This window comes from Janthinobacterium sp. SUN100 (assembly GCF_030397705.1).
GTDB classification, from domain to species: Bacteria; Pseudomonadota; Gammaproteobacteria; order Burkholderiales; family Burkholderiaceae_D; genus Janthinobacterium; species Janthinobacterium kumbetense.
Map to the genome: position 1 here is coordinate 669,621 of NZ_JAPUBU010000001.1, position 18,794 is coordinate 688,414.

The window sequence follows — 18,794 nt, forward strand, 5'->3', positions numbered from 1 at the left end:
CAATGGGGCGGAAGCCACCAACGACAGCAGCCGGCCAGAAGTAGCCACTCCCGTCCTAAACTATAGGAAATATAGATATGCAAGGCCCAACTGGAGTTCACGCGAGACTTGAAGTTTTTCATGATAGGTTACTGGACGGGCTAGAATTTTGTCGGTTGGCATATTCGTTTTTTGATGAAACGGCGAGCCATCCAGATGATGGCCACATGCTTCGAGAGCGTAGGGGCCCAGTGAAACAGTTGATTGAAGAACTTCTACCAATCTGCCGGTATATCCAGACTTTCTATGGTCCAGGCCAATACATATCTGTGCGATGGGTCCACGGGAATCAGCCTTTTGACGCAAAAGTAGAAACCACTGGAAAGATGGTGGACCATGGAATGTGGCCATCGAATGGCACGTTGGAGATTACACAGGCGGTACATGAAAACGAGCATTTAATGCGCGAGGTATTAAACACCAAAGGTGGCGGTTTCGGACTTGATGGACTAAGTGCTGGCAAAGGCAAGAGAGGAGCAAGAGAAATCGAGTCAGTAGCGACGTCGTACACCAATCAGTCTTACATCGATGACATGAGCGCTATTATTTTAAAGGCGATTGATGCGAAAGTCGCCAAGCTAGAGAACGGTGACTACCCTGAAGACACGACCCTAATCGTTGACTGTTCGTTGACGACGATTTTTTTGTCGAACGAATGGGAAAGGTTAATCGAAATGGTAAGGGCAGCATCACCCACAAATAAATTTAACCAGATTTTTTTGACGGCTGCTTCCGGTCGCTATACTGCGACTCTTTAATTCTTTTTGTCAGACCGCTTTGGGGCGGAAGCCACCAACGACAGCAGCCGGCCAGTTGCGGACGTAGATATAGGCGTATATATAGGCTATGACGTGTTTAAAAAAGAAAGTAGGAAGCATGGGGCTTGAGAATTTAAATGCAGTGGACGCTGTTGGTATTGAAACGGAATCGGACTACGTTGTACTGTCGATTATCGACTCGTGGGATTGGTCCGATGAAGGTAGTCATTTGCTCGCGCTGCAAGGCAAACTCAACTCTTACTTTGGATTTGTCGAGAGTGGCCAAATTTACGACACGTATCCTTCTTCAGCAGGCAAGTCCCTTTGTATTGACCTTGTTAGCCGTTATCCGTTACCGACCACTGCATTAGACTTTCTGTACAAGGCCAAGGTTGTATCCGAGGAACTGGCGATTTCGTTGCGGTGGAATACGCTCCACGCCGGTACTGTGGCCTAGATGCCAAACGTCCGCTTTGGGGCGTAAGCAGACCTTCCTCAACCGCAAACTGCCAACGACAGCAAGAACCCGCCCGCGCCTCAATCAAAGGCTCTCCGGGCCCAGCGGGCCTGAAAAATGGCCAGGGCAAGGCGCGCGGGCGAAGACAGTACGCATGTACGGCGAGCCCAAGCAACGCAGCCATGGCCATTTTCTCAGGCCCGCGGCTCTGGCCCGCCGTTCTTAAATATTACTGAACACGCGCCAGGTACTGTGCCAACTGGCCGAAGGTAGCCTTGAACCCCTCCTTCATCGACTCATGCCCTTCCAGGAAAGTCCGATGCTGCTCATCCGTCGCCTTGTGCGGCGTCGAGCGCAAGGTCATCGTCGTCTTGCCGTTTTCCTCGGTGAGGGTCATCACATTGAACGACTCCAGTGGCCAGGTGGCGCTGACCGGATGCTGCACCGCATTGCCCTGCTTGTCGGCGAATGACAAAATCGACACGATCTTTTCCGGCGCTTCGATCGCCTGGTAGGTGAACTTGCCCCACATCTCATAGCCATTGTCGGCGCGCATGCCGTAGTGGAAAATACCGCCCGGCTGCAAGTCCAGCGCCAGCACGCTCAATTCGAAGCCGACGGGGCCCCACCATTGGGCCAGGCGCTCCGGCTCCACCCACGACTGGAACACCAGTTCGCGCGGCGCGTCGAAAGTTTGCGTGATGACAAAGTCGCTGCTGTCGCGGTGCTGTCCTTCCTGCTTCTGTTCTGCGGTGGTCATGGCGCTCTCCTCAGGGTAATGGTCTGGCACTAATGTACCAGCGGCGCAGATAAACGGGAAGGCCTGTACGCCTGTCAAACCAGCATGCTAAAATATTAGTTAGATACCTAACCATTAGACGACTCACCTTATGACTTCTATCGAAGAGCGCTTTTCCGCCGCCCTCCACAAGACGGCGCGCGGCTGGCGCCATGCCATCGACCGGCGCCTGAAAGACCTGGACCTGGGGCAAGCAAGCTGGATGTGCATCGCCATGATCGCCAAGTCGCCCCAGCCGCCTTCGCAAAGCGAACTGGCCCATCAATTGGGCGTGGAAAACCCCACCATGGTGTCGATGCTGGACCGGCTTGTGAAATCGGGCTTCGTGCAGCGCCAGCCATCGGAAACGGACCGCCGTGTCAAGCTGGTGGTGCTGACCGAGGCGGGCATGCAGGTCTATGACACCGTGCGCAAGGAAGCGGACGGTTTCCGCAAGGAACTGCTGCAGGGCATTGATCCCGATCAATTGCGGGCCGCCACCGAACTGTTGGAAGCGTTGCAGGCGGCCACGGAGAAATCCGCATGAGTTCGGCCACAGCCGGCGCCGCACCGGCGCTGCCCGCTTCACAGGATCCCAGCCTGAACCGGCGCATGATCACGATTTCGATCATGCTCGCCACCATCATCCAAGCGCTCGACGGCACCATCGCCAACGTCGCCCTGCCCCACATGCAAGGCAGCCTGTCCGCCTCGCAAGACCAGATCACCTGGGTACTCACTTCCTTCATCGTTGCCGCCGCCATCGCCACGCCTCTGACGGGCTGGCTGTGCGACCGCTACGGCCAGAAAAATACCTTCCTCGTTTCCGTGGCCGGCTTCACGCTCGCTTCCGTGCTGTGCGGCCTATCGGGCACCCTGTCCGAGATCGTCGCTGCCCGTCTGCTGCAAGGCGTGTTCGGCGCGGCCCTCGTGCCCCTGTCGCAGGCGGTCTTGCTCGACATCAATCCGCGCGAAAAGCACGGTTCGGCCATGGCCATCTGGGGCATGGGCGTGATGATCGGCCCCATCCTGGGACCTACGCTGGGCGGCTGGCTGACGGACAGCTACAGCTGGCGCTGGGTCTTCTTCATCAATATCCCCATCGGCGCCATGGCCTTCTATGGCATCTGGCGCTACATCCGCAAGGATCCGCCGAACCGCCGCATGAACTTTGACATGTTCGGCTTTGCCACCCTGAGCCTGTCCATTGGAGCGCTGCAGATGCTGCTGGACCGGGGCGAGCAGAACGATTGGTTTTCTTCCACGGAAACGTGGATCGAAGCCATCGTGCTGGCCATGAGCTTGTGCTACTTCATCGCCCACACGGCCCTGCGTCCGGCCGGCAAGTCCTTCCTCGACTATCGATTGCTGAAAAACTCGAACTATGTGAGCGGCTTGCTGTTCATCTTCATCGTCGGCATGGTGCTGTTCGCCACCCGCGCGCTGACGCCGTCGATGCTGCAAGGCTTGATGAACTATCCGGCGGCCATCGCCGGCCTCGTGACGGCGCCCAGCGGCCTGGGAACGATGCTGGCCATGCTGATCGTCGGCAGGCTGACGGGCAAGATCGATACGCGCATCCTGCTGGGCGTGGGCTTTTCGATTACCGCGTTCTCGCTGTGGCAGATGGCCAATTTCACCCTGGACCTGGTGCCGAAGACGGTCGTGTGGAACGGCATCATCCAGGGCATCGGCCTGGGCCTCGTCTTCGTGCCCCTGAGCGCGGCCACGTTTGCCACCCTGTCGCCGCAGATGCGGGCGGAAGGCACGGCCATCTACAGCCTGGTGCGCAATATCGGCAGCAGCATCGGCATCGCCCTCGTGCAAACCTTGTTGGTGCGCAATACGCAGATCGCCCATGCGTCCCTGACGGAACACATCACTATCGCCAACCCGGCCCTGCACGACCCCGCCATTGCCGGCGTCTACAACTTGGGGACGGCTTCCGGCATGGCGGCCCTGAATGGCGAAATCACGCGGCAGGCATCGATGATCGCCTACCTCGACGACTTCTGGCTGATGATGTGGCTGACCATCCTCGTGCTGCCGCTCTTGCTCCTGATCAAACCACCGAAGAAGAATGCGCCCGTCGTGGTCGACCACGCGGCCATGGAATAACCCTCATGCACACACCTATGAAACTCTCCCTGAGCGTCCTGGCGCTAAGTTTGGCCCTGGCCGGCTGCGCCAGCATCCCGCCCGACACGCAGCAGTTGCCGCAGCAAGACCTGGCCACGATACAGCTGGCGGCCGACATCCACCTGGCCAGCGAAGGCTGGCCCGCCGCGCTGTGGTGGCGCCAGTTCCAGGATGCCCAGCTGGACCAGCTGATTGAAAGCGCCCTGTCCAGCAGCCCGAACCTGGATGTGGCGAATGCCCGCATCGGCTCGGCCCTGTCCGCGTTCGATGCCCAGCATGCGCAGCGCGGCCCCAGGGTAGACCTGGGCGCAAATGCCAGCCGCCAGCGCTATTCGGGCAATGGCCTGATGCCCGCCCCCATCGGCGGCAATTACTACAACGAGGTGACCGTGGGCGTGCAAGCCCATTACGACCTCGACTGGTGGGGCAAGCACAAGGCGCAGATCGCGGCCAGCCTGGGCGAAGTCAACGCGCGCCGCGCCGAATATGCGATGGCGGAGCAGATGCTGGCCGCCGAGATCGCCCGCCACTACTTCAGCATGCAGAATGGCTGGGCACGCATGGACAACCTGCATGCGCTCGTCAAGCTGCAACAGCAGCTGGTGGTCGACAAGGAAAAGCGCATCGCCAACGGCCTGGGCGTCAGCGACGACCATTTGTCCGCGCAAACGCGTTTGAGCTTGCTGCAACAGCAGATCGCCTTGCTGGAAACGCAAGTCGTCACGGAGCGGGAAGCCTTGCGCGCGCTGTTGGGTGCGGATGCCTCGGCCCTGGCCGGCCTGCAGCCGAGGCAGGCGCAGGCGCTGCCGCACGCCCTGCCCGGCAAGCTGGGCATGGAATTGCTGGCGCGCCGGCCCGACTTGCAGGCGGCCCGCTGGCGAGTCCAGGCTGCCATGAGCACGATCGAGGCGGCGCAAGCCTCGTTCTACCCCGATATCGACCTGGGTGCCTCGTTCGGCCTCGATGCGATAAAGCTGGGCAAGCTGCTGCAGTCGGGCAGCCGCACCCTGTTCATCGGGCCGGCCCTGTCGCTGCCCCTGTTCGACAGCGGCCGCCTGCAGGCGCAGCTGGCTGGCGCCCGCAGCGAACGCAATGAATTGATCGCCGACTACAACCAGAACGTCTTCAATGTCGTGCGCGACGTGGCGCAGGCGAGCGCCCGGGTGCAGGGCGTGGAAAACCAGCTGCGCCTGCAGCAGGAAAACCTGCGCGCCAGCGAAGCGCAGTTGCGCAATGCGAATGCGCGCCTCAAGCAAGGTCTGGCCGACCGCGCCACGCAACTGAATGCGGAAATGACCGTGCGCGGCCAGGTGGACCTGGGTATGCAGCTGCAAAACCAGCGCCAGGACGCGGAAATCAACCTGACCGTGGCCCTGGGCGGCGGCTACCGTGGCAGCAGCGATTTCGCCGCCGGCGCCGACACCGTCACCACCAAACAATAACCAACGATTACGGAACACATCATGAGCAGCGATACCACCTCCACCTCCGCACCTACCGACAACCCGGGCAAGCGCAAGACCGTCCTCATCGCCATCACGGCCGCCTTCCTCGTCGCTGGCGCGGCTTGGGCCGCCTACTATCAACTGGTGCTGTCCAGGGAAGAAGTCACGGACAATGCCTACGTGGGCGGCAACCTGGTCACCCTGTCCGCGCAAGTGACGGGCAATGTCGACGCCATCCGCGCCGACGAGACGCAAATGGTGAAAGCGGGCGCACCCCTGATCACCCTCAATGCCATCGATGCGGAGCTGGCCCTGAGCCAGGCCGAGGCACGATTGGGCAACGTCGTGCGCCAGGAGCGCGAACGCTATGCGAACGTGGCGCAGTACGACGCCGTCATCGAGCAGCGCCGCCTGGCCCTGGCCACGGCGCAGGGCAACCTGGCGCGCCGCGCACCGCTGGCGGCGGACCAGACCATCTCGGGCGAAGACCTGGCCCATGCGAAACAGGCCGTCGACGACGCGAAAGCGGCCTTGACGGTGGCGCAGCGCCAGGCCGAGTCGGCCAAATCGGGCGTGGCCGGCGTCAGCCTGGCCAGCCATCCGGCCGTGCTGTCGGCCAGGGGCGACGTGCTGCAGGCGTGGCTGGCCGTGCGCCGCAATGCCGTGGTCGCGCCCGTTTCGGGCTATGTGGCCAAGCGCAGCGTGCAGCTGGGCACGCACGTGACGCCGGGCACGCCCTTGATGTCCATCGTGCCGCTGGATCAATTATGGGTCGATGCGAACTTCAAGGAGTCCGAATTGCGCAATATCCGTGTGGGCCAGGCGGCCACCATCGAAACGGACTTGTATGGCAGCAAGGTGGTCTACCACGGCAAGGTGCTGGGCATGTCGGCCGGCACGGGCAGCGCGTTTTCCCTGCTGCCGGCGCAAAACGCCACGGGCAACTGGATCAAGGTGGTGCAGCGCGTGCCCGTGCGCATCACGCTCGACCCGAAGGAATTGGCCGCCCACCCGCTGCGCATCGGCCTGTCGACCACGGTGACGGTCGATACCAGCCATGGCGAAGGAGCCACCCTGGACCAGCCGATGGTGGCCAGCACGGTCTACACGACCCAGGCGCTGAGCCAGCCCGTGGATGAGGCGGAGAAGATGGCGGACGCCATCATTGCGCAGAACTCAAGTCACTGACGCCTACTTCGCCTTGCCCGCCGCCGCCACCTGGTCCAGTATATGCTTGGGCACGGCCGCATAGTGCTTGAATTCCATCGTGTAGGTGGCGCGGCCCTGGGTCAGCGAACGCAAGGTTGTCGAGTAACCGAACATTTCCGCCAGCGGCACCAGGGCCTTGACGATGCGTCCCGCGCCGCCGGGAATATCGTCGACGCCCTGCACCATGCCGCGCCGGGCCGTCAAGTCGCCCATGACGTTGCCCATGAACTCTTCCGGCGTTTCCGCCTCCACCTGCATCATCGGTTCCAGCAGCACAGGATGGGCCTTGCGCATGCCATCCTTGAAGGCGATGGAGCCGGCCATGCGGAACGCGTTTTCGTTCGAATCGACGTCGTGGTAGGAACCGAAGGTCAGCGTCGCCTTGACGTCGACGACCGGATAGCCGGCCAGCACGCCCGATTTCAAGGTTTCGACGATGCCCTTGTCGACGGCCGGGATGAATTCGCGCGGCACCACGCCGCCCTTGATGGCATCGACGAATTGATAACCGGTACCTGGCGGCAAGGGTTCCAGCTTGAGCACCACGTGGCCGTACTGGCCCCGTCCGCCCGATTGCTTGACGAACTTGCCCTCGATATCGTCCACCGCGCGCGTGATGGTTTCGCGGTACGCCACTTGCGGCTTGCCGACATTGGCTTCCACGCCGAATTCGCGCCGCATGCGGTCGACCAGAATTTCCAGGTGCAACTCGCCCATGCCCGACATGATGGTCTGGCCCGATTCCTCGTCCGTATGCACCCGGAACGACGGGTCTTCCTGCGCCAGGCGGTTCAGGGCGATGCCCATCTTTTCCTGGTCAGGCTTGGTCTTGGGTTCGACCGCCTGGGAAATCACGGGTTCCGGAAAGATCATCTTTTCCAGCACGATGATGTGGTCGATGGCGCACAGGGTGTCGCCCGTGGTCACGGCTTTCAGGCCCACGGCGGCGGCGATGTCGCCCGCATACACTTCCTTGATTTCCTTGCGCTCGTTCGCATGCATCTGCAGGATGCGCCCCAGACGCTCACGCGCGCTCTTGGTGGGGTTGTAGACCATGTCGCCCGAATTCACCACGCCCGAATACACGCGGAAGAAGGTCAGCTGCCCCACGAACGGGTCCGTCATGATCTTGAAGGCCAGGGCCGAGAAATGCTCGTCGTCCGTCGGGTGGCGCTCCACCTCGTGGTCGTGCTCGTCGTGGCCCATGATGGGCGGCACTTCCATCGGCGACGGCAGGTATTCGATGACGGCGTCCAGCATCGCCTGCACGCCCTTGTTCTTGAAGGCGCTGCCGCACAGCATGGGCACGATTTCATTGCGGATGGTGCGCGCGCGCAAGGCCTGCTTGAGTTCCGCTTCCGTGAACGTGTCGCCGTTCAGGTAGCGTTCCGTCATCTCCAGCGTGGCTTCGGCCGCCTGCTCGACCAGGTGCTCGTGCCACTCCTGCGCCTGCGCCAGCAGCTCGGCGGGAATCTCGCCATAGCTGAACTGCACGCCCTGGCTGGCGTCATCCCAGGTGATGGCGCGCATTTTCAGCAAGTCGATGACGCCCGTGAAATGCTCTTCCGCGCCGATGGGCAGCTGGATGGGCACGGCCACGCCTTTCAGGCGCTCGGCGATCTGCTTGCGCACGCGCAAGAAATCCGCCCCCACCCGGTCCATCTTGTTGATGAAGGCGATGCGCGGCACATGGTATTTGTTGGCTTGCCGCCAGACGGTTTCCGATTGCGGCTGCACGCCGCCCACGGCATCGTAGACCATCACGGCGCCGTCGAGCACGCGCATCGAGCGTTCGACCTCGATCGTGAAATCCACGTGGCCGGGCGTATCGATGATGTTGATCCTGTGTTCGGGGAAGTTGCCGGCCATACCTTTCCAGAAGGCCGTGGTGGCGGCCGAGGTGATGGTGATGCCCCGTTCCTGCTCCTGCTCCATCCAGTCCATGGTGGCGGCGCCATTGTGCACTTCGCCGATCTTGTGATTCACCCCCGTATAAAACAGGATGCGCTCGGTGGTGGTGGTCTTGCCGGCGTCGATATGGGCGCTGATGCCGATGTTGCGGTAGCGCTCGATAGGTGTTTTGCGGGTCATCACAATCTCCATGGCTAGCCCGGCGCGCCAGTGTCAGCACCGGTTTTCCAGTGTAGCAGACATCGATTTGGGCGGCACGGCGGCAAACCGTTTACCAAGCGCACAACACTGTCCGCCGCGCGCACGGTAGCCGCACGGGGTAAACAAGGTAATCCGCTATACTTTCATAAGTATTAATCTAATAAAGATTAATCAGGATCAAGACGCACGGTAATTTATCGTGTAAGGCGACGCCGCCGGCATGCAGCCCAGGTGCGCACCGAACGACATGCCCCACTCAGCCTATGACTATCCGACTAAGAAAAATAATTCTCTCTTCCCTGCTGGCGTCGCCGGCGCTGGCCATGGCCGGCGAACTGGAACAGCAAATGCAGCGTTGCGCCGTGCTCGGTGACGCCAGCGCCCGCCTCGGTTGCTTCGACACCCTGGCCAAGGCGGCGGAAAAGGCCACCATCGCCGCCGGCGGCGATCCCGCCACGGCGGCGGTCACCCTGGCGGCAGCCGCCGAAGTCGCCCCCCTCACGTTTGTCAGCCCGCCTGGCGTGGCCACGCCGGACGCCGTCAACGCCGCCATTCCCGCCATCGCGCAGGCTGGCGCGGCGCCGCCGGAAGCACCAATTTCGCGCACGCAACAGTCGTGGGAGCTGAACGACGCCTCGAAGCGGGGACTGTTCAACTTCCGCCCGCACCGCGACACCTATCTGTTGCTGGCCAATTACAGCGACGCGTCGAATGACGAACCGTTCCAGGATTTCACGCCGGCCGGCATCAAGAGCCAGCACGTGGAATTGACGTTCCAGCTGAGCTTCAAGATGAAGCTGCTGGAAGATATCGCCGGCACGCCCATCGACATGTGGTTCGGCTACACGCAGCAAAGTTTCTGGCAGGCATATAACCGCAAGGCGTCGAGCCCCTTCCGCGAGACCAATTACCAGCCGGAACTGATGCTGGTCATGCCGATCAACAAGAATTTCGCGGGTATCGAATTCAATTACCTGAACTTCGGCCTCGTGCACCAGTCCAACGGCCAGACGTCGACCCTGTCGCGCAGCTGGAACCGCGTGTATGCCGAGCTGGGCATGGAGAAGGATAACCTGGCCGTCGCGGCGCGCGTCTGGCACCGCCTCGACAATAGCGCGGTCGACAATGACAATATCGACATCACCGATTACCTGGGACATGGCGACTTGCGCGTGAGCTACCGCAACAAGGGGCACGAGTATGCGGTGACGGCGCGCCGCAATTTCAGCAAGAAGCATGGCTCCATGCAGGCCAGCTGGGCTTTCCCTTTGAAGGCCAACCTGAAAGGCTATTTGCAACTGTTCTCCGGCTATGGCCAGAGCTTGATCGACTACAACTATTCGCAGAAATCGATCGGCGCAGGTTTCATGGTTGACCTGTAAGCGGCACCTCAATGACAAATGGCGCCGAGGGCGCCATTTTTTATGGGGAGAACCAGTTTAGCGCCGCCCGCCGCCCAGCACGCGGGCCGGCAGCATGACGATGGCGCGCAGCAGTTCGAACACGCCTTCCACGCCGATGCCGATCAAGCGGAATGGCAGCAACAGCAGCCAGGCCAGCGGATACAGCACGAGGGCCAGCAAGGCCAGGGGCCAGCACACCAGCAAGAGCAGCAGCCACAGCACGAATCCCAGCATCGCGTTCCCCCTAGAATGAAATGTGCGGAGCAAGCCGTGCTTGCCCCGCTACCGTGACAGCACTATAGTAAAGCGCCGCGACGGCGGCAACGGCCATGCGATGAACTGCGTACAGCGGGGATGAACGGTACGAAAACGGGAATGAACGGGGCTTATTGACCGACGCAAATCACTTTCGTGACGTATTCATGCGCATTCGGCTTCTTGCTGGTGGCCCATTTGATGGCCTGGTTGGCATCTTCGATGGTCATGATGGTGGCCTTGTCCTTCGACTTGATGAAGGACACGCCTTCAAACACGCCTTCCTTGCTGCGCATTACCTTGGCAAACACGGGCGGCCTGGTCTCGCCATCGCTGATTTTGTTCTGTTGCACGAGGTAACGCTGATCGATCTGTTCCATGATAGTAAAGCTGTCCAGTGGGTAAAAGACGAAATATACCCTGAATGGACAAACGCCGCAGGATGAAATCGCTGCGGCGTTGCCTTTACATTAATGATGCTTACGCATACACGGCACTCTGCGTCACCGGCTGCAAGTTGACATCGTAGATCACCTGCGCGCGGATCGACGCTTCCAGCGAGGGAATCGAACCGCCCGCGCGGTACTGGAAAGTCACCTGCAACACGTCGCCCGCCTTCACGGCGACCGGCGTGGCCAGCGGCAAGCACATGTAGTGGTTCAGCCAGTCGATGGTGGTCGAACGCTCGGGCACGACGGCCAGGATGTTCTTGGTGACGAAACGCAAGGCGTTCAGGGTGCCGCTGCGCTCGACGACAAACTTGCCGTCGAAGCCGAACACGCTGTCCGTCGGCTGGCTGAAGTCGATGATGCTGTACACGGAAGGCGGCGCCAGTTCCTGTACGCCAGGGTGGATGGCCGTGGTTTCCTGGAATTGCACGATGGGCGCATAAAACCCTTCGAAATCGTATTCCTGCTGCATCGGCTGCACGGCCATGATGACGGCTTCGGGCAGGAAGATGGGCAGCGGGCCGCCGAAACGGGCCAGGTAGCGGCGCTTGAACGATTCGATCACTTCCACCTGTTTTTCGCGCAGCATGCCGACATGGATCATTTCGCAAATGACCACATCGACGGGCTCCGGCGGCAGGTACTCGAAGGCGTCCGCGTGGACGACCTCGACTTTTTCACCGTTGGGGTTGAGCGCCAGCATCTTGCGCGCTTCCTTGACCATGTCCGGATTGAATTCCACGCACCACACCTTGTCGGCGCGCGCGGCCGCAAACCACGACAGCACGCCCGTGCCGCCGCCCAGTTCCAGCACCTTCATGCCGGGTTTTACCGCGTAATCGATCGCCGACTTGAACCCGTGCATGCGGTTCTGGTCCATCAACATATTGTGGTGGTAATGGACGGGGATAAATTGCCCCAGGTAACAACTCTCGATTTCTCGTTCATTCAGCATGTCTGTCCTCTTGGAGTCTGGCTCCGATGGCCGATCGGTTTTGTCAGTCCAGAAAGCAGTGATATCGCACGGGCTGCGCGAGGGGCGGCGACAATACAGCCGGCGCCTGACGGTGATGTGATGACCCATGCGACGTATCTCCTGATTAATGCGACACAATCATTATCGTTAATCGGCAGGGAGAACAAAGGGCTGAGGTGAGAGGCAATTCCATGCCAGTTTCAGCGCTGGCATGGAAAGTATTAAAATTAAAACATTACTTGCGGGCTGCGCGCGCCTTCTGTGCCGCTTCGATGATGGCGACCACGCCGGGCTTGTCGCCCGCCTGGGCGAACTGCACGGCCGTCCAGCCATGGTCGCTTTTCAGGCTGGCGTCCGCGCCCCAGGACAGCAGCAGCTTGACGGCGCCCTCCTGGCCTTCGCGGGCGGCAAACATCAGCGGCGTGATGTTGGCTGGCGCGCGCGCATCGACCATGGCGTCGCGGTCGAGCAATATCTTCATGATGGGCAAGTCGCCAGCCGAGGCCGCATAGTGCAGCGCCGTCCAGCCGCTCTGGTTGACCTTGGCGCCCTTGGCCAGCAAGGCGTTCACGGCGTCCTGCTTGTGCTTGTAGGCGGCCATCATCAGCGCCGTGTTGCCATTGGCCGAACGGGCTTCGATGTCGATGCCGGGCGTGTCGAGCAATACCTGGAACACCCGGTCCGCATCGTCGCGCAGGGCCAGCACGAGGGGAATGTCGCCCCGCTGCGCGTCAGGCTGGTTCGGATTCATGCCGTCAAGCAGCATGCTGCGCACGCCGCTGACATTATTGACGGAGACGGCGCGGAAGAAAGCATCGGGTTCCGGCGCCGCGTGGCTGGCCGCCGCGCAGCAAAGCAGCATCGCCAGCGCGAGTTTTTTCATCATGTCTGACCTTAAGAAGTTATGGCAACTGATTGAATAACTTGAAGAAATTATCCGTCGTCTGGCGCGCCACCTGGTCCAGCGGAATGCCTTTCAAGGTCGACAGGTATTCCGCCACGTGGGCCACATAGCCGGGTTCGTTCATGCGGCCGCGGAACGGCACGGGCGCCAGATACGGCGAATCCGTCTCGATGAGGATGCGCTCGAGCGGCACTTCCAGGGCCACGGCCTGCAAGTCTTTCGCGCTCTTGAACGTGACGATGCCGGAAAAGGAAATATAGAAGCCCATGTCGATGGCGGCGCGCGCCACTTCCAAGGATTCCGTAAAGCAATGCATGACGCCGGCCACGCCGCCGTCGGACACGCCGGCGCCCTCTTCGCGCATGATGCGTATGGTGTCTTCACTGGCCGCCCTTGTATGAATAATCAAGGGCTTACGCGTGATTCTTGAAGCTTTGATGTGAGTGCGAAAACGCTCGCGCTGCCATTCCAGGTCGCCCGTCAAACGGAAATAGTCGAGCCCCGTCTCGCCGATGGCGATGATCTTCGGATGATCGGCCAAGCGGACCAGGTCTTCCACGGACGGTTCAGGCGTGTCCTCGTAATCGGGATGCACGCCGACGGAAGCAAAGATATGCGGATACTGCTCGGCCAGGGCCAGCACCTGTGGAAAGTCCGGCAAGTCGACGGACACGCACAGCGCGTGCGTCACCTTGTTCTCGGCCATCTTGGCCAGGATCTCGGGCATGCGAGCAGCCAGCTCGGGGAAATTGATATGGCAATGGGAATCGATATACATAAGGCGGGATTGTACCGGAGCACGGGAAAACTGGCAGGGGGAAGGTGCAAATCCCTACTGCCGCTAACTGCTCCCGCGTGATTCGCCTACTGCCCCTGCGGCGGCTGCCACAGCTCCACCTTGTTGCCTTCGGGATCGATGACCCAGCCGAACTGGCCATACTCGGAATCGGGCGCCTTTTCCAGCACGTTGCAGCCCTCGTCGCGCAGGGCTTGCAGCAGCGCGTCGAGGTCGTCGACGCGGTAGTTGATCATGAAGGAGGCCTTGCCGGGCGCGAATTGCTCGCTGTCCTTGGCCGCGACGGACCAGATGGTGGTGCCGGCACTGGGTTTGCCATCGGCGTCCGTCCAGGTGAAGGCGGCGCCGCCCCACGGCTGCACGTCCAGGCCCAGGTGGCGCTGGTACCAGGCGCGCAGCGCGGCCGGGTCTTGCGCGTGGAAAAAGATGCCGCCGATGCCAGTGACTCGTTTCATTTGACGCCTCCGGTACGGCGCTGCCGCGTGGTTTGCAAGGATGACTGACTGTGGATGACTGACTGTAACACCGCGTTCCCGGCATGGCAAACGGACCTGGCCTGGGGAAGTGGCCGGCCTTGACTTGCATGGCTAGGCAAAAATATTATCAAGATGTATAGTGGCTTGCCGGAGTGCAACCATGGGGTTGCGCGCGGAACCGTAGAGAGTGTTCATGCTGAAAGTTGCCGGCCCTTTGATACTGCTGGCCAGCCTGGCCCTGACAGCGCATGCGCAAGACAAGCGCGATGCGCCGAAGGCCATCCCCGATGCCGGACTGTGCCATCCCGTCTGCGCCTCGGCGCGCCAGGATTGCCGCGCGCAAGCGCAAGGCGCCACGGAAAACGATACCAGCCCCATGCTGTTGATGAAGCCGAGCAACAATCCCTACGTTGCCGCTGGCAAAGAAGCCGGCGCCCAGTCGCAGCAGTTGCGCCCGACCGAGGCCGAAGCCTTCCGCGCCCGGCGCGCCGAGCGCCAGCAAGCGTGCGAAGTGCAGTACCGCAGTTGCACACGCACCTGCGGCTAAGTCATCCCAAACCGGCAAAAAAGCGCGCAATCCGGATTAACTTGGCAGCGCAAGTGCTTGATTTTATTGGCAACTGGATGCGTAGTCGAGCAGCATATCTTCCAGGAACAGCTTGGGTGACAGCGGATGCTCGGCAATCGCCCGGCGTTCGTTGGCAGCCTTGATGGCGGCCATCAAACGGCTCACGTTGATGCGTCCCGCCAAGGCTTCCAGTTCGCGCCGGTGGCGCGGGTAGTAGCGAATGGTGCCGGACAGCTTGACTGAAAACACGTCGTACAGCCAGCGCTGGAGCGATGCCACAAGCGGCGCCAGCGGCGCTTTCTGCAATTTATCGGCCGCCTTCAGGGCCGCTTCCACGCCAGGGTTAGCCAAGACTTGCAACAATTGTTCCGTCTCTTCGCGGCCACCCGATTCGGACTGGGCCAGTGCAGCCAGCGGCGCGCCGCCCTGCTCGCGCAGCCAGCTGTCCGCATCGTTCAAGCCTTGTTGCTTGAGCCACGTCAAGGCTTGCTCATGGCTGGGCATCGGCAAGGCAAATTTCCTGCAGCGCGACAATATCGTCGGCAGCAGGCGGTCCAGGCTGTTCGATACCAGCAAGAACAGGGTGCCCGGCGGCGGCTCTTCCAGCGTCTTCAGCAAGGCATTTGACGCGGGCGTGTTCAGCGCCTCGGCCGGGTACAGCACCACCACGCGCAAGCCTTGGCGGTGCGTGGAAATGTTCATGAAGTCGGCCAGGTTGCGGATCTGCTCGATCTTGATGTCTTTCGACGGCGTCTTGGTCTTGGCGCTTTTCTTCGCGCCCTCGCCCTCTTCGCCGTCGTCCGCCACGTCGTCTTCCAGCGCTTCCGGACGAACCCGGCGGTAATCGGGATGGTTGCCCTGGCTAAACCAGCCGCACGAGGCGCAGGCGCCGCAGGCATGGCCGTCGGCGCGCACGTCTTCGCACAGCAATGCTTGCGCGAAATGCTCGATAAAGTCGGCCTTGCCGATGCCCTGCGCGCCATGGAACAGGATGGCGTGCGGCATGCGCGGGCGCAAGGCTTGCAATTGCTGCCAGGCGTCCTGCTGCCACGGATAGAGAGAAGTCGTCATTTTATTCTTTGCAAATCAACACGTTGCGATGCTTTTCTCAAGTAACACGTCAAGCAGCTGCGCCAGTTGTACTTGAATATCGGCAATGCTTTGCGTGGAATCGATGATGCGGAAACGCTGCGGGAACTGGGCCGCGCGGCGCAGATACTCGTTGCGCGTGGCGGCGAAAAAGTCGGCCTGCTCTTGCTCGAACTTGTCGAGCGCACGCGTGGCGTCCAGGCGGGCACGGGCGACGGCCAGCGGCACGTCGAACAGGAACGTCAGGTCCGGCTGCAGATGCGGGTGCACCCACGCTTCCAGTTGCTCCATCTTGCGCAAATCCATGCCGCGCCCGCCGCCCTGGTAGGCGAAGCTGGCATCGCTGAAGCGGTCGGAAATGACCCATTCGCCGCGCTCGAGCGCGGGGGCGATGACTTGCGCGATGTGTTCGCGGCGGCTGGCGAACATCAGCAAGGCTTCCGTTTCCAGGTGCATCTTTTCATGCAGCAACAGTTCGCGCAGCTTTTCGCCCAGGCTGGTGCCGCCCGGTTCGCGCGACGAGACGAGGGTCACGCCCCGTTGCTGCAGGTAGTCGGTGACAAAGCCGATATGCGTCGACTTGCCCGCGCCATCGATGCCTTCGAAGGTGATGAAACGGGGTTGATAGTGTGGTGTCATGAAGCTTCTAGTTTGAAATAATTAACGCTGGTATTGATTCACGGCGCGGTTATGGTCGGGCAAGTTGGCCGAGAACTGGCTGGTGCCGTCGCCGCGCGCGACGAAATACAGCGCTTGCGTGCGGGCCGGCGCCAGCGCCGCCGTCAGCGATTGCGCGCCAGCCAGGGCGATCGGCGTGGGCGGCAGGCCGCCGCGCGTATAGGTATTGTACGGGGTGTCCGCTTCCAGGTCGCGTTTGCGGATCTTGCCCTGGTAGTTGTCGCCCATGCCATAGATCACGGTCGGATCGGTCTGCAGCAGCATGCCTGTCTTCAGGCGGTTGACGAACACGCCGGCGATCATGGCGCGCTCGGACTTTTGTCCCGTTTCCTTTTCCACGATGGAGGCCATGATCAGCGCCTCGTACGGGTTTTTATACGGCAAGGCCGGATCGCGCTTGTCCCACGCTTCGGACAGGCGGCCGATCATGGCCGCGTGCGCCTGCCTGAAAATCTGCATTTCGCTGGCGCCCTTGGCGAACAGATACGTATCCGGGAAGAACAAGCCCTCCGGCAACACATATTCCGGGCTGATCTTCGCCATCAGTTCCTTGTCGGACAGGCCCACGGTATCGTGCTTGAGACCGGCATGGTTGGCCATGGCCATACGCATCTGCTTGAAGGTCCAGCCTTCGATGATGGTCAGCGACTCTTGCGCGAACTCGCCGCGCGCCAGTTGCGTGATCAAACGCTGCGGCGTGGTGCCCGGTTTCAATTCGTAGGAACCAGCCTTGATCTTCGACGTCTTGCCTTCGATGCGCGCCAGCATGTTGAACAGGATGGGCACGATGGGCACGCCCGCGTCCGCGATCTGCTGGCCGGCCGCATGCGCGCCGCTGCCCGGGCTGATCGTAAACGGAATCGCGTCGCCGTCCGTGGTGATGGGCTGCTGCGCCCAGTACACAAAAGTACCACCGACGCCGATGGCGGCGATGACCGAGCTGACTACAAGTTTTTTAAAGAAAGCCATTGTTCCGATTCTTGTGATGCGGGCGCTGATGGCCAACGTCCGCTTGTTATGATCGTTCATTTGTGAAGCAAGTGCGCGCAAAGCGGCGCCAACACTGGCAATCTTGCCGCTGCCGACGCAATCTGCCCGACATCACTATAATGAACCCGTAATGATAATGCTTAATCGCTGATCTAATGGAAATTATGAATAACTGGAATCAATTTTTAACCGCACAAGGCGCCCGCCCCGTTGCCACCGATGGCGCGCCTGACAGCACCGCCCCCATCGCCGCCGCCCCTATCGCCGACTTCGGCCAGTCCCTGACAGTGTCCCAACTGCAAGAAGGTTTTGTCGCGGCCATCACGGACCAGGGCTTGATCGGCTTGAACGGCGACGAGGCAGCCAGTTTCCTGCACGGCCAGCTGACCAACGACGTGGAACACCTGAGCCCGGAGCAAGTGCGCCTGGCCGGCTACTGCACGCCGAAAGGCCGGATGCTGGCCAGTTTCCTGATGTGGCGCAACGCCACCACCATTTATCTGCAATTGCAGCGCACCATACAGCCAGCCATCCAGAAGCGGCTGCAGATGTTCGTGCTGCGCGCCAAGGCCAAGCTGCACGATGCCTCCGGCGACGACGCGAACCAGGTCGTCCTGGGCCTGGGCGGCAAGCAAGCCAACGCGGCCCTGTCCGCCTGGTTCCCCGTCCTGCCCGCCACACCGTTCAGCAAGGTCGAACACGCGTCCGGCACCCTGCTGCGCGTGGCCGACGCCTTCGGCAGCCCCCGCTATGAATGGCTGACGTCGGCCGCCACGGCGCGCGACGCGTGGACGCCATTGACGACGCAGCTGGCCAAGGGCGGCAATGACGCCTGGCATTTGTCGGACATCCACGCGGGCATCCCGCAGATCACGGCCGCCACACAAGAGCAATTCGTGCCGCAAATGGTCAATTTCGAGCTGCTGGGCGGCGTCAATTTCAAGAAAGGCTGCTACCCGGGCCAGGAAATCGTTGCGCGCAGCCAGTATTTGGGCAAGCTCAAGCGCCGCACCACCCTCGTCAGCATCGCTGACGCAAGCGTCGCCGCCGGTGGCGAACTGTTTGCCGTCAGCGACCCCGAGCAGCCTTGCGGCATGGTCGTCAACGCGGCGCCCAACGGCGACGGCGGCATCGACGCCCTCGTCGAAATGAAGCTGGGGGCGATCGAAGAAGGTTCAAGCGCCGCCGGCGCCGTACGCTACGGCTCGGCCCAGGGCGCCGCCGTGCAGTTCCTGTCCATGCCTTACGTGCTCGACGCACTCGACTTGTGAGA

At 61.3% G+C, this 18,794-nt stretch carries 20 protein-coding genes; 9 read left to right on the forward strand and 11 right to left on the reverse strand.

Features of this window, described 5'->3' with window-relative positions:
* The first annotated feature begins 77 nt into the window (after window positions 1–77).
* The gene (locus O0881_RS02795) at window positions 78–797 is read left to right on the forward strand and encodes a hypothetical protein (protein ID WP_289910031.1); all 720 of its coding nucleotides are present in this window, start codon (window positions 78–80) and stop codon (window positions 795–797) included.
* Window positions 798–915: 118 nt separating this feature from the next.
* The gene (locus O0881_RS02800; RefSeq protein ID WP_289910032.1) at window positions 916–1,254 is read left to right on the forward strand and encodes a DUF6572 domain-containing protein; all 339 of its coding nucleotides are present in this window, start codon (window positions 916–918) and stop codon (window positions 1,252–1,254) included.
* Between the two features lie 229 nt (window positions 1,255–1,483).
* On the opposite strand, the gene O0881_RS02805 is transcribed toward O0881_RS02800, so the two are convergent.
* Window positions 1,484–2,014, reverse strand: coding sequence for an SRPBCC domain-containing protein (locus O0881_RS02805; RefSeq protein ID WP_289910034.1), 531 nt, complete (start codon window positions 2,012–2,014; stop codon window positions 1,484–1,486).
* 130 nt (window positions 2,015–2,144) lie between these two features.
* Between O0881_RS02805 and O0881_RS02810 the strand changes: the two genes are divergently transcribed.
* From O0881_RS02810 to O0881_RS02825, 4 genes are read left to right on the forward strand one after another with little or no spacing between them, the layout of a single operon-like run.
* Window positions 2,145–2,579 carry a MarR family transcriptional regulator gene (locus O0881_RS02810; RefSeq protein WP_152280889.1) on the forward strand — a complete coding sequence of 145 codons (435 nt, stop codon included), beginning with the start codon at window positions 2,145–2,147 and terminating at the stop codon, window positions 2,577–2,579.
* A complete protein-coding gene (locus O0881_RS02815) occupies window positions 2,576–4,150 on the forward strand; it encodes a DHA2 family efflux MFS transporter permease subunit (RefSeq protein ID WP_289910035.1) in 1,575 nt (524 codons plus the stop codon). The genes O0881_RS02810 and O0881_RS02815 overlap by 4 nt, the downstream gene beginning before the upstream one ends.
* A gap of 17 nt (window positions 4,151–4,167) precedes the next feature.
* Window positions 4,168–5,613 carry an efflux transporter outer membrane subunit gene (locus tag O0881_RS02820; protein ID WP_289910037.1) on the forward strand — a complete coding sequence of 482 codons (1,446 nt, stop codon included), beginning with the start codon at window positions 4,168–4,170 and terminating at the stop codon, window positions 5,611–5,613.
* Between the two features lie 21 nt (window positions 5,614–5,634).
* Window positions 5,635–6,804 (forward strand): HlyD family efflux transporter periplasmic adaptor subunit, encoded by a 1,170-nt coding sequence (locus tag O0881_RS02825; RefSeq protein ID WP_289897846.1) that lies wholly within the window; start codon window positions 5,635–5,637, stop codon window positions 6,802–6,804.
* Window positions 6,805–6,807: 3 nt separating this feature from the next.
* Here the strand turns inward: O0881_RS02825 and fusA are convergent, their stop codons facing one another.
* Window positions 6,808–8,916 (reverse strand): elongation factor G, encoded by a 2,109-nt coding sequence (gene fusA, locus O0881_RS02830; protein ID WP_289910038.1) that lies wholly within the window; start codon window positions 8,914–8,916, stop codon window positions 6,808–6,810.
* Between the two features lie 284 nt (window positions 8,917–9,200).
* Between fusA and O0881_RS02835 the strand changes: the two genes are divergently transcribed.
* A complete protein-coding gene (locus O0881_RS02835; RefSeq protein ID WP_251348638.1) occupies window positions 9,201–10,319 on the forward strand; it encodes a phospholipase A in 1,119 nt (372 codons plus the stop codon).
* A 57-nt stretch (window positions 10,320–10,376) separates the two neighbouring features.
* Here O0881_RS02835 and O0881_RS02840 read toward each other — a convergent pair whose 3' ends face one another.
* The 6 genes from O0881_RS02840 to O0881_RS02865 all read right to left on the reverse strand — a co-directional run bounded on the left by O0881_RS02840 (window position 10,377) and on the right by O0881_RS02865 (window position 14,175).
* A complete protein-coding gene (locus O0881_RS02840; protein WP_034784591.1) occupies window positions 10,377–10,574 on the reverse strand; it encodes a hypothetical protein in 198 nt (65 codons plus the stop codon).
* Between the two features lie 152 nt (window positions 10,575–10,726).
* A complete protein-coding gene (locus O0881_RS02845; RefSeq protein ID WP_077404685.1) occupies window positions 10,727–10,975 on the reverse strand; it encodes a hypothetical protein in 249 nt (82 codons plus the stop codon).
* 100 nt (window positions 10,976–11,075) lie between these two features.
* The gene (locus tag O0881_RS02850; protein ID WP_099667907.1) at window positions 11,076–11,999 is read right to left on the reverse strand and encodes a methyltransferase domain-containing protein; all 924 of its coding nucleotides are present in this window, start codon (window positions 11,997–11,999) and stop codon (window positions 11,076–11,078) included.
* A 256-nt stretch (window positions 12,000–12,255) separates the two neighbouring features.
* The gene (locus tag O0881_RS02855) at window positions 12,256–12,906 is read right to left on the reverse strand and encodes an ankyrin repeat domain-containing protein (RefSeq protein ID WP_289910040.1); all 651 of its coding nucleotides are present in this window, start codon (window positions 12,904–12,906) and stop codon (window positions 12,256–12,258) included.
* Between the two features lie 16 nt (window positions 12,907–12,922).
* Window positions 12,923–13,702 carry a TatD family hydrolase gene (locus O0881_RS02860; RefSeq protein WP_077404693.1) on the reverse strand — a complete coding sequence of 260 codons (780 nt, stop codon included), beginning with the start codon at window positions 13,700–13,702 and terminating at the stop codon, window positions 12,923–12,925.
* Between the two features lie 86 nt (window positions 13,703–13,788).
* Complete coding sequence (locus tag O0881_RS02865) at window positions 13,789–14,175, reverse strand: VOC family protein (protein ID WP_251348635.1); 387 nt, start codon at window positions 14,173–14,175, stop codon at window positions 13,789–13,791.
* A 214-nt stretch (window positions 14,176–14,389) separates the two neighbouring features.
* Between O0881_RS02865 and O0881_RS02870 the strand changes: the two genes are divergently transcribed.
* Window positions 14,390–14,743, forward strand: a complete 354-nt coding sequence (locus O0881_RS02870) for a hypothetical protein (protein ID WP_289910042.1) — start codon at window positions 14,390–14,392, stop codon at window positions 14,741–14,743.
* Between the two features lie 63 nt (window positions 14,744–14,806).
* Here the strand turns inward: O0881_RS02870 and O0881_RS02875 are convergent, their stop codons facing one another.
* The 3 genes from O0881_RS02875 to mltG are packed head-to-tail and all read right to left on the reverse strand — an operon-like array spanning window position 14,807 to window position 17,500.
* Window positions 14,807–15,835, reverse strand: a complete 1,029-nt coding sequence (locus O0881_RS02875; RefSeq protein ID WP_289910044.1) for a DNA polymerase III subunit delta' — start codon at window positions 15,833–15,835, stop codon at window positions 14,807–14,809.
* A 15-nt stretch (window positions 15,836–15,850) separates the two neighbouring features.
* Window positions 15,851–16,492 carry a dTMP kinase gene (gene tmk, locus O0881_RS02880; protein ID WP_251348633.1) on the reverse strand — a complete coding sequence of 214 codons (642 nt, stop codon included), beginning with the start codon at window positions 16,490–16,492 and terminating at the stop codon, window positions 15,851–15,853.
* A gap of 21 nt (window positions 16,493–16,513) precedes the next feature.
* Complete coding sequence (gene mltG, locus O0881_RS02885; protein WP_289897838.1) at window positions 16,514–17,500, reverse strand: endolytic transglycosylase MltG; 987 nt, start codon at window positions 17,498–17,500, stop codon at window positions 16,514–16,516.
* Between the two features lie 176 nt (window positions 17,501–17,676).
* On the opposite strand from mltG, the gene O0881_RS02890 reads away from it, so the two are divergent.
* Window positions 17,677–18,792 (forward strand): folate-binding protein, encoded by a 1,116-nt coding sequence (locus O0881_RS02890; protein WP_289910045.1) that lies wholly within the window; start codon window positions 17,677–17,679, stop codon window positions 18,790–18,792.
* Window positions 18,793–18,794: the final 2 nt, after the last annotated feature.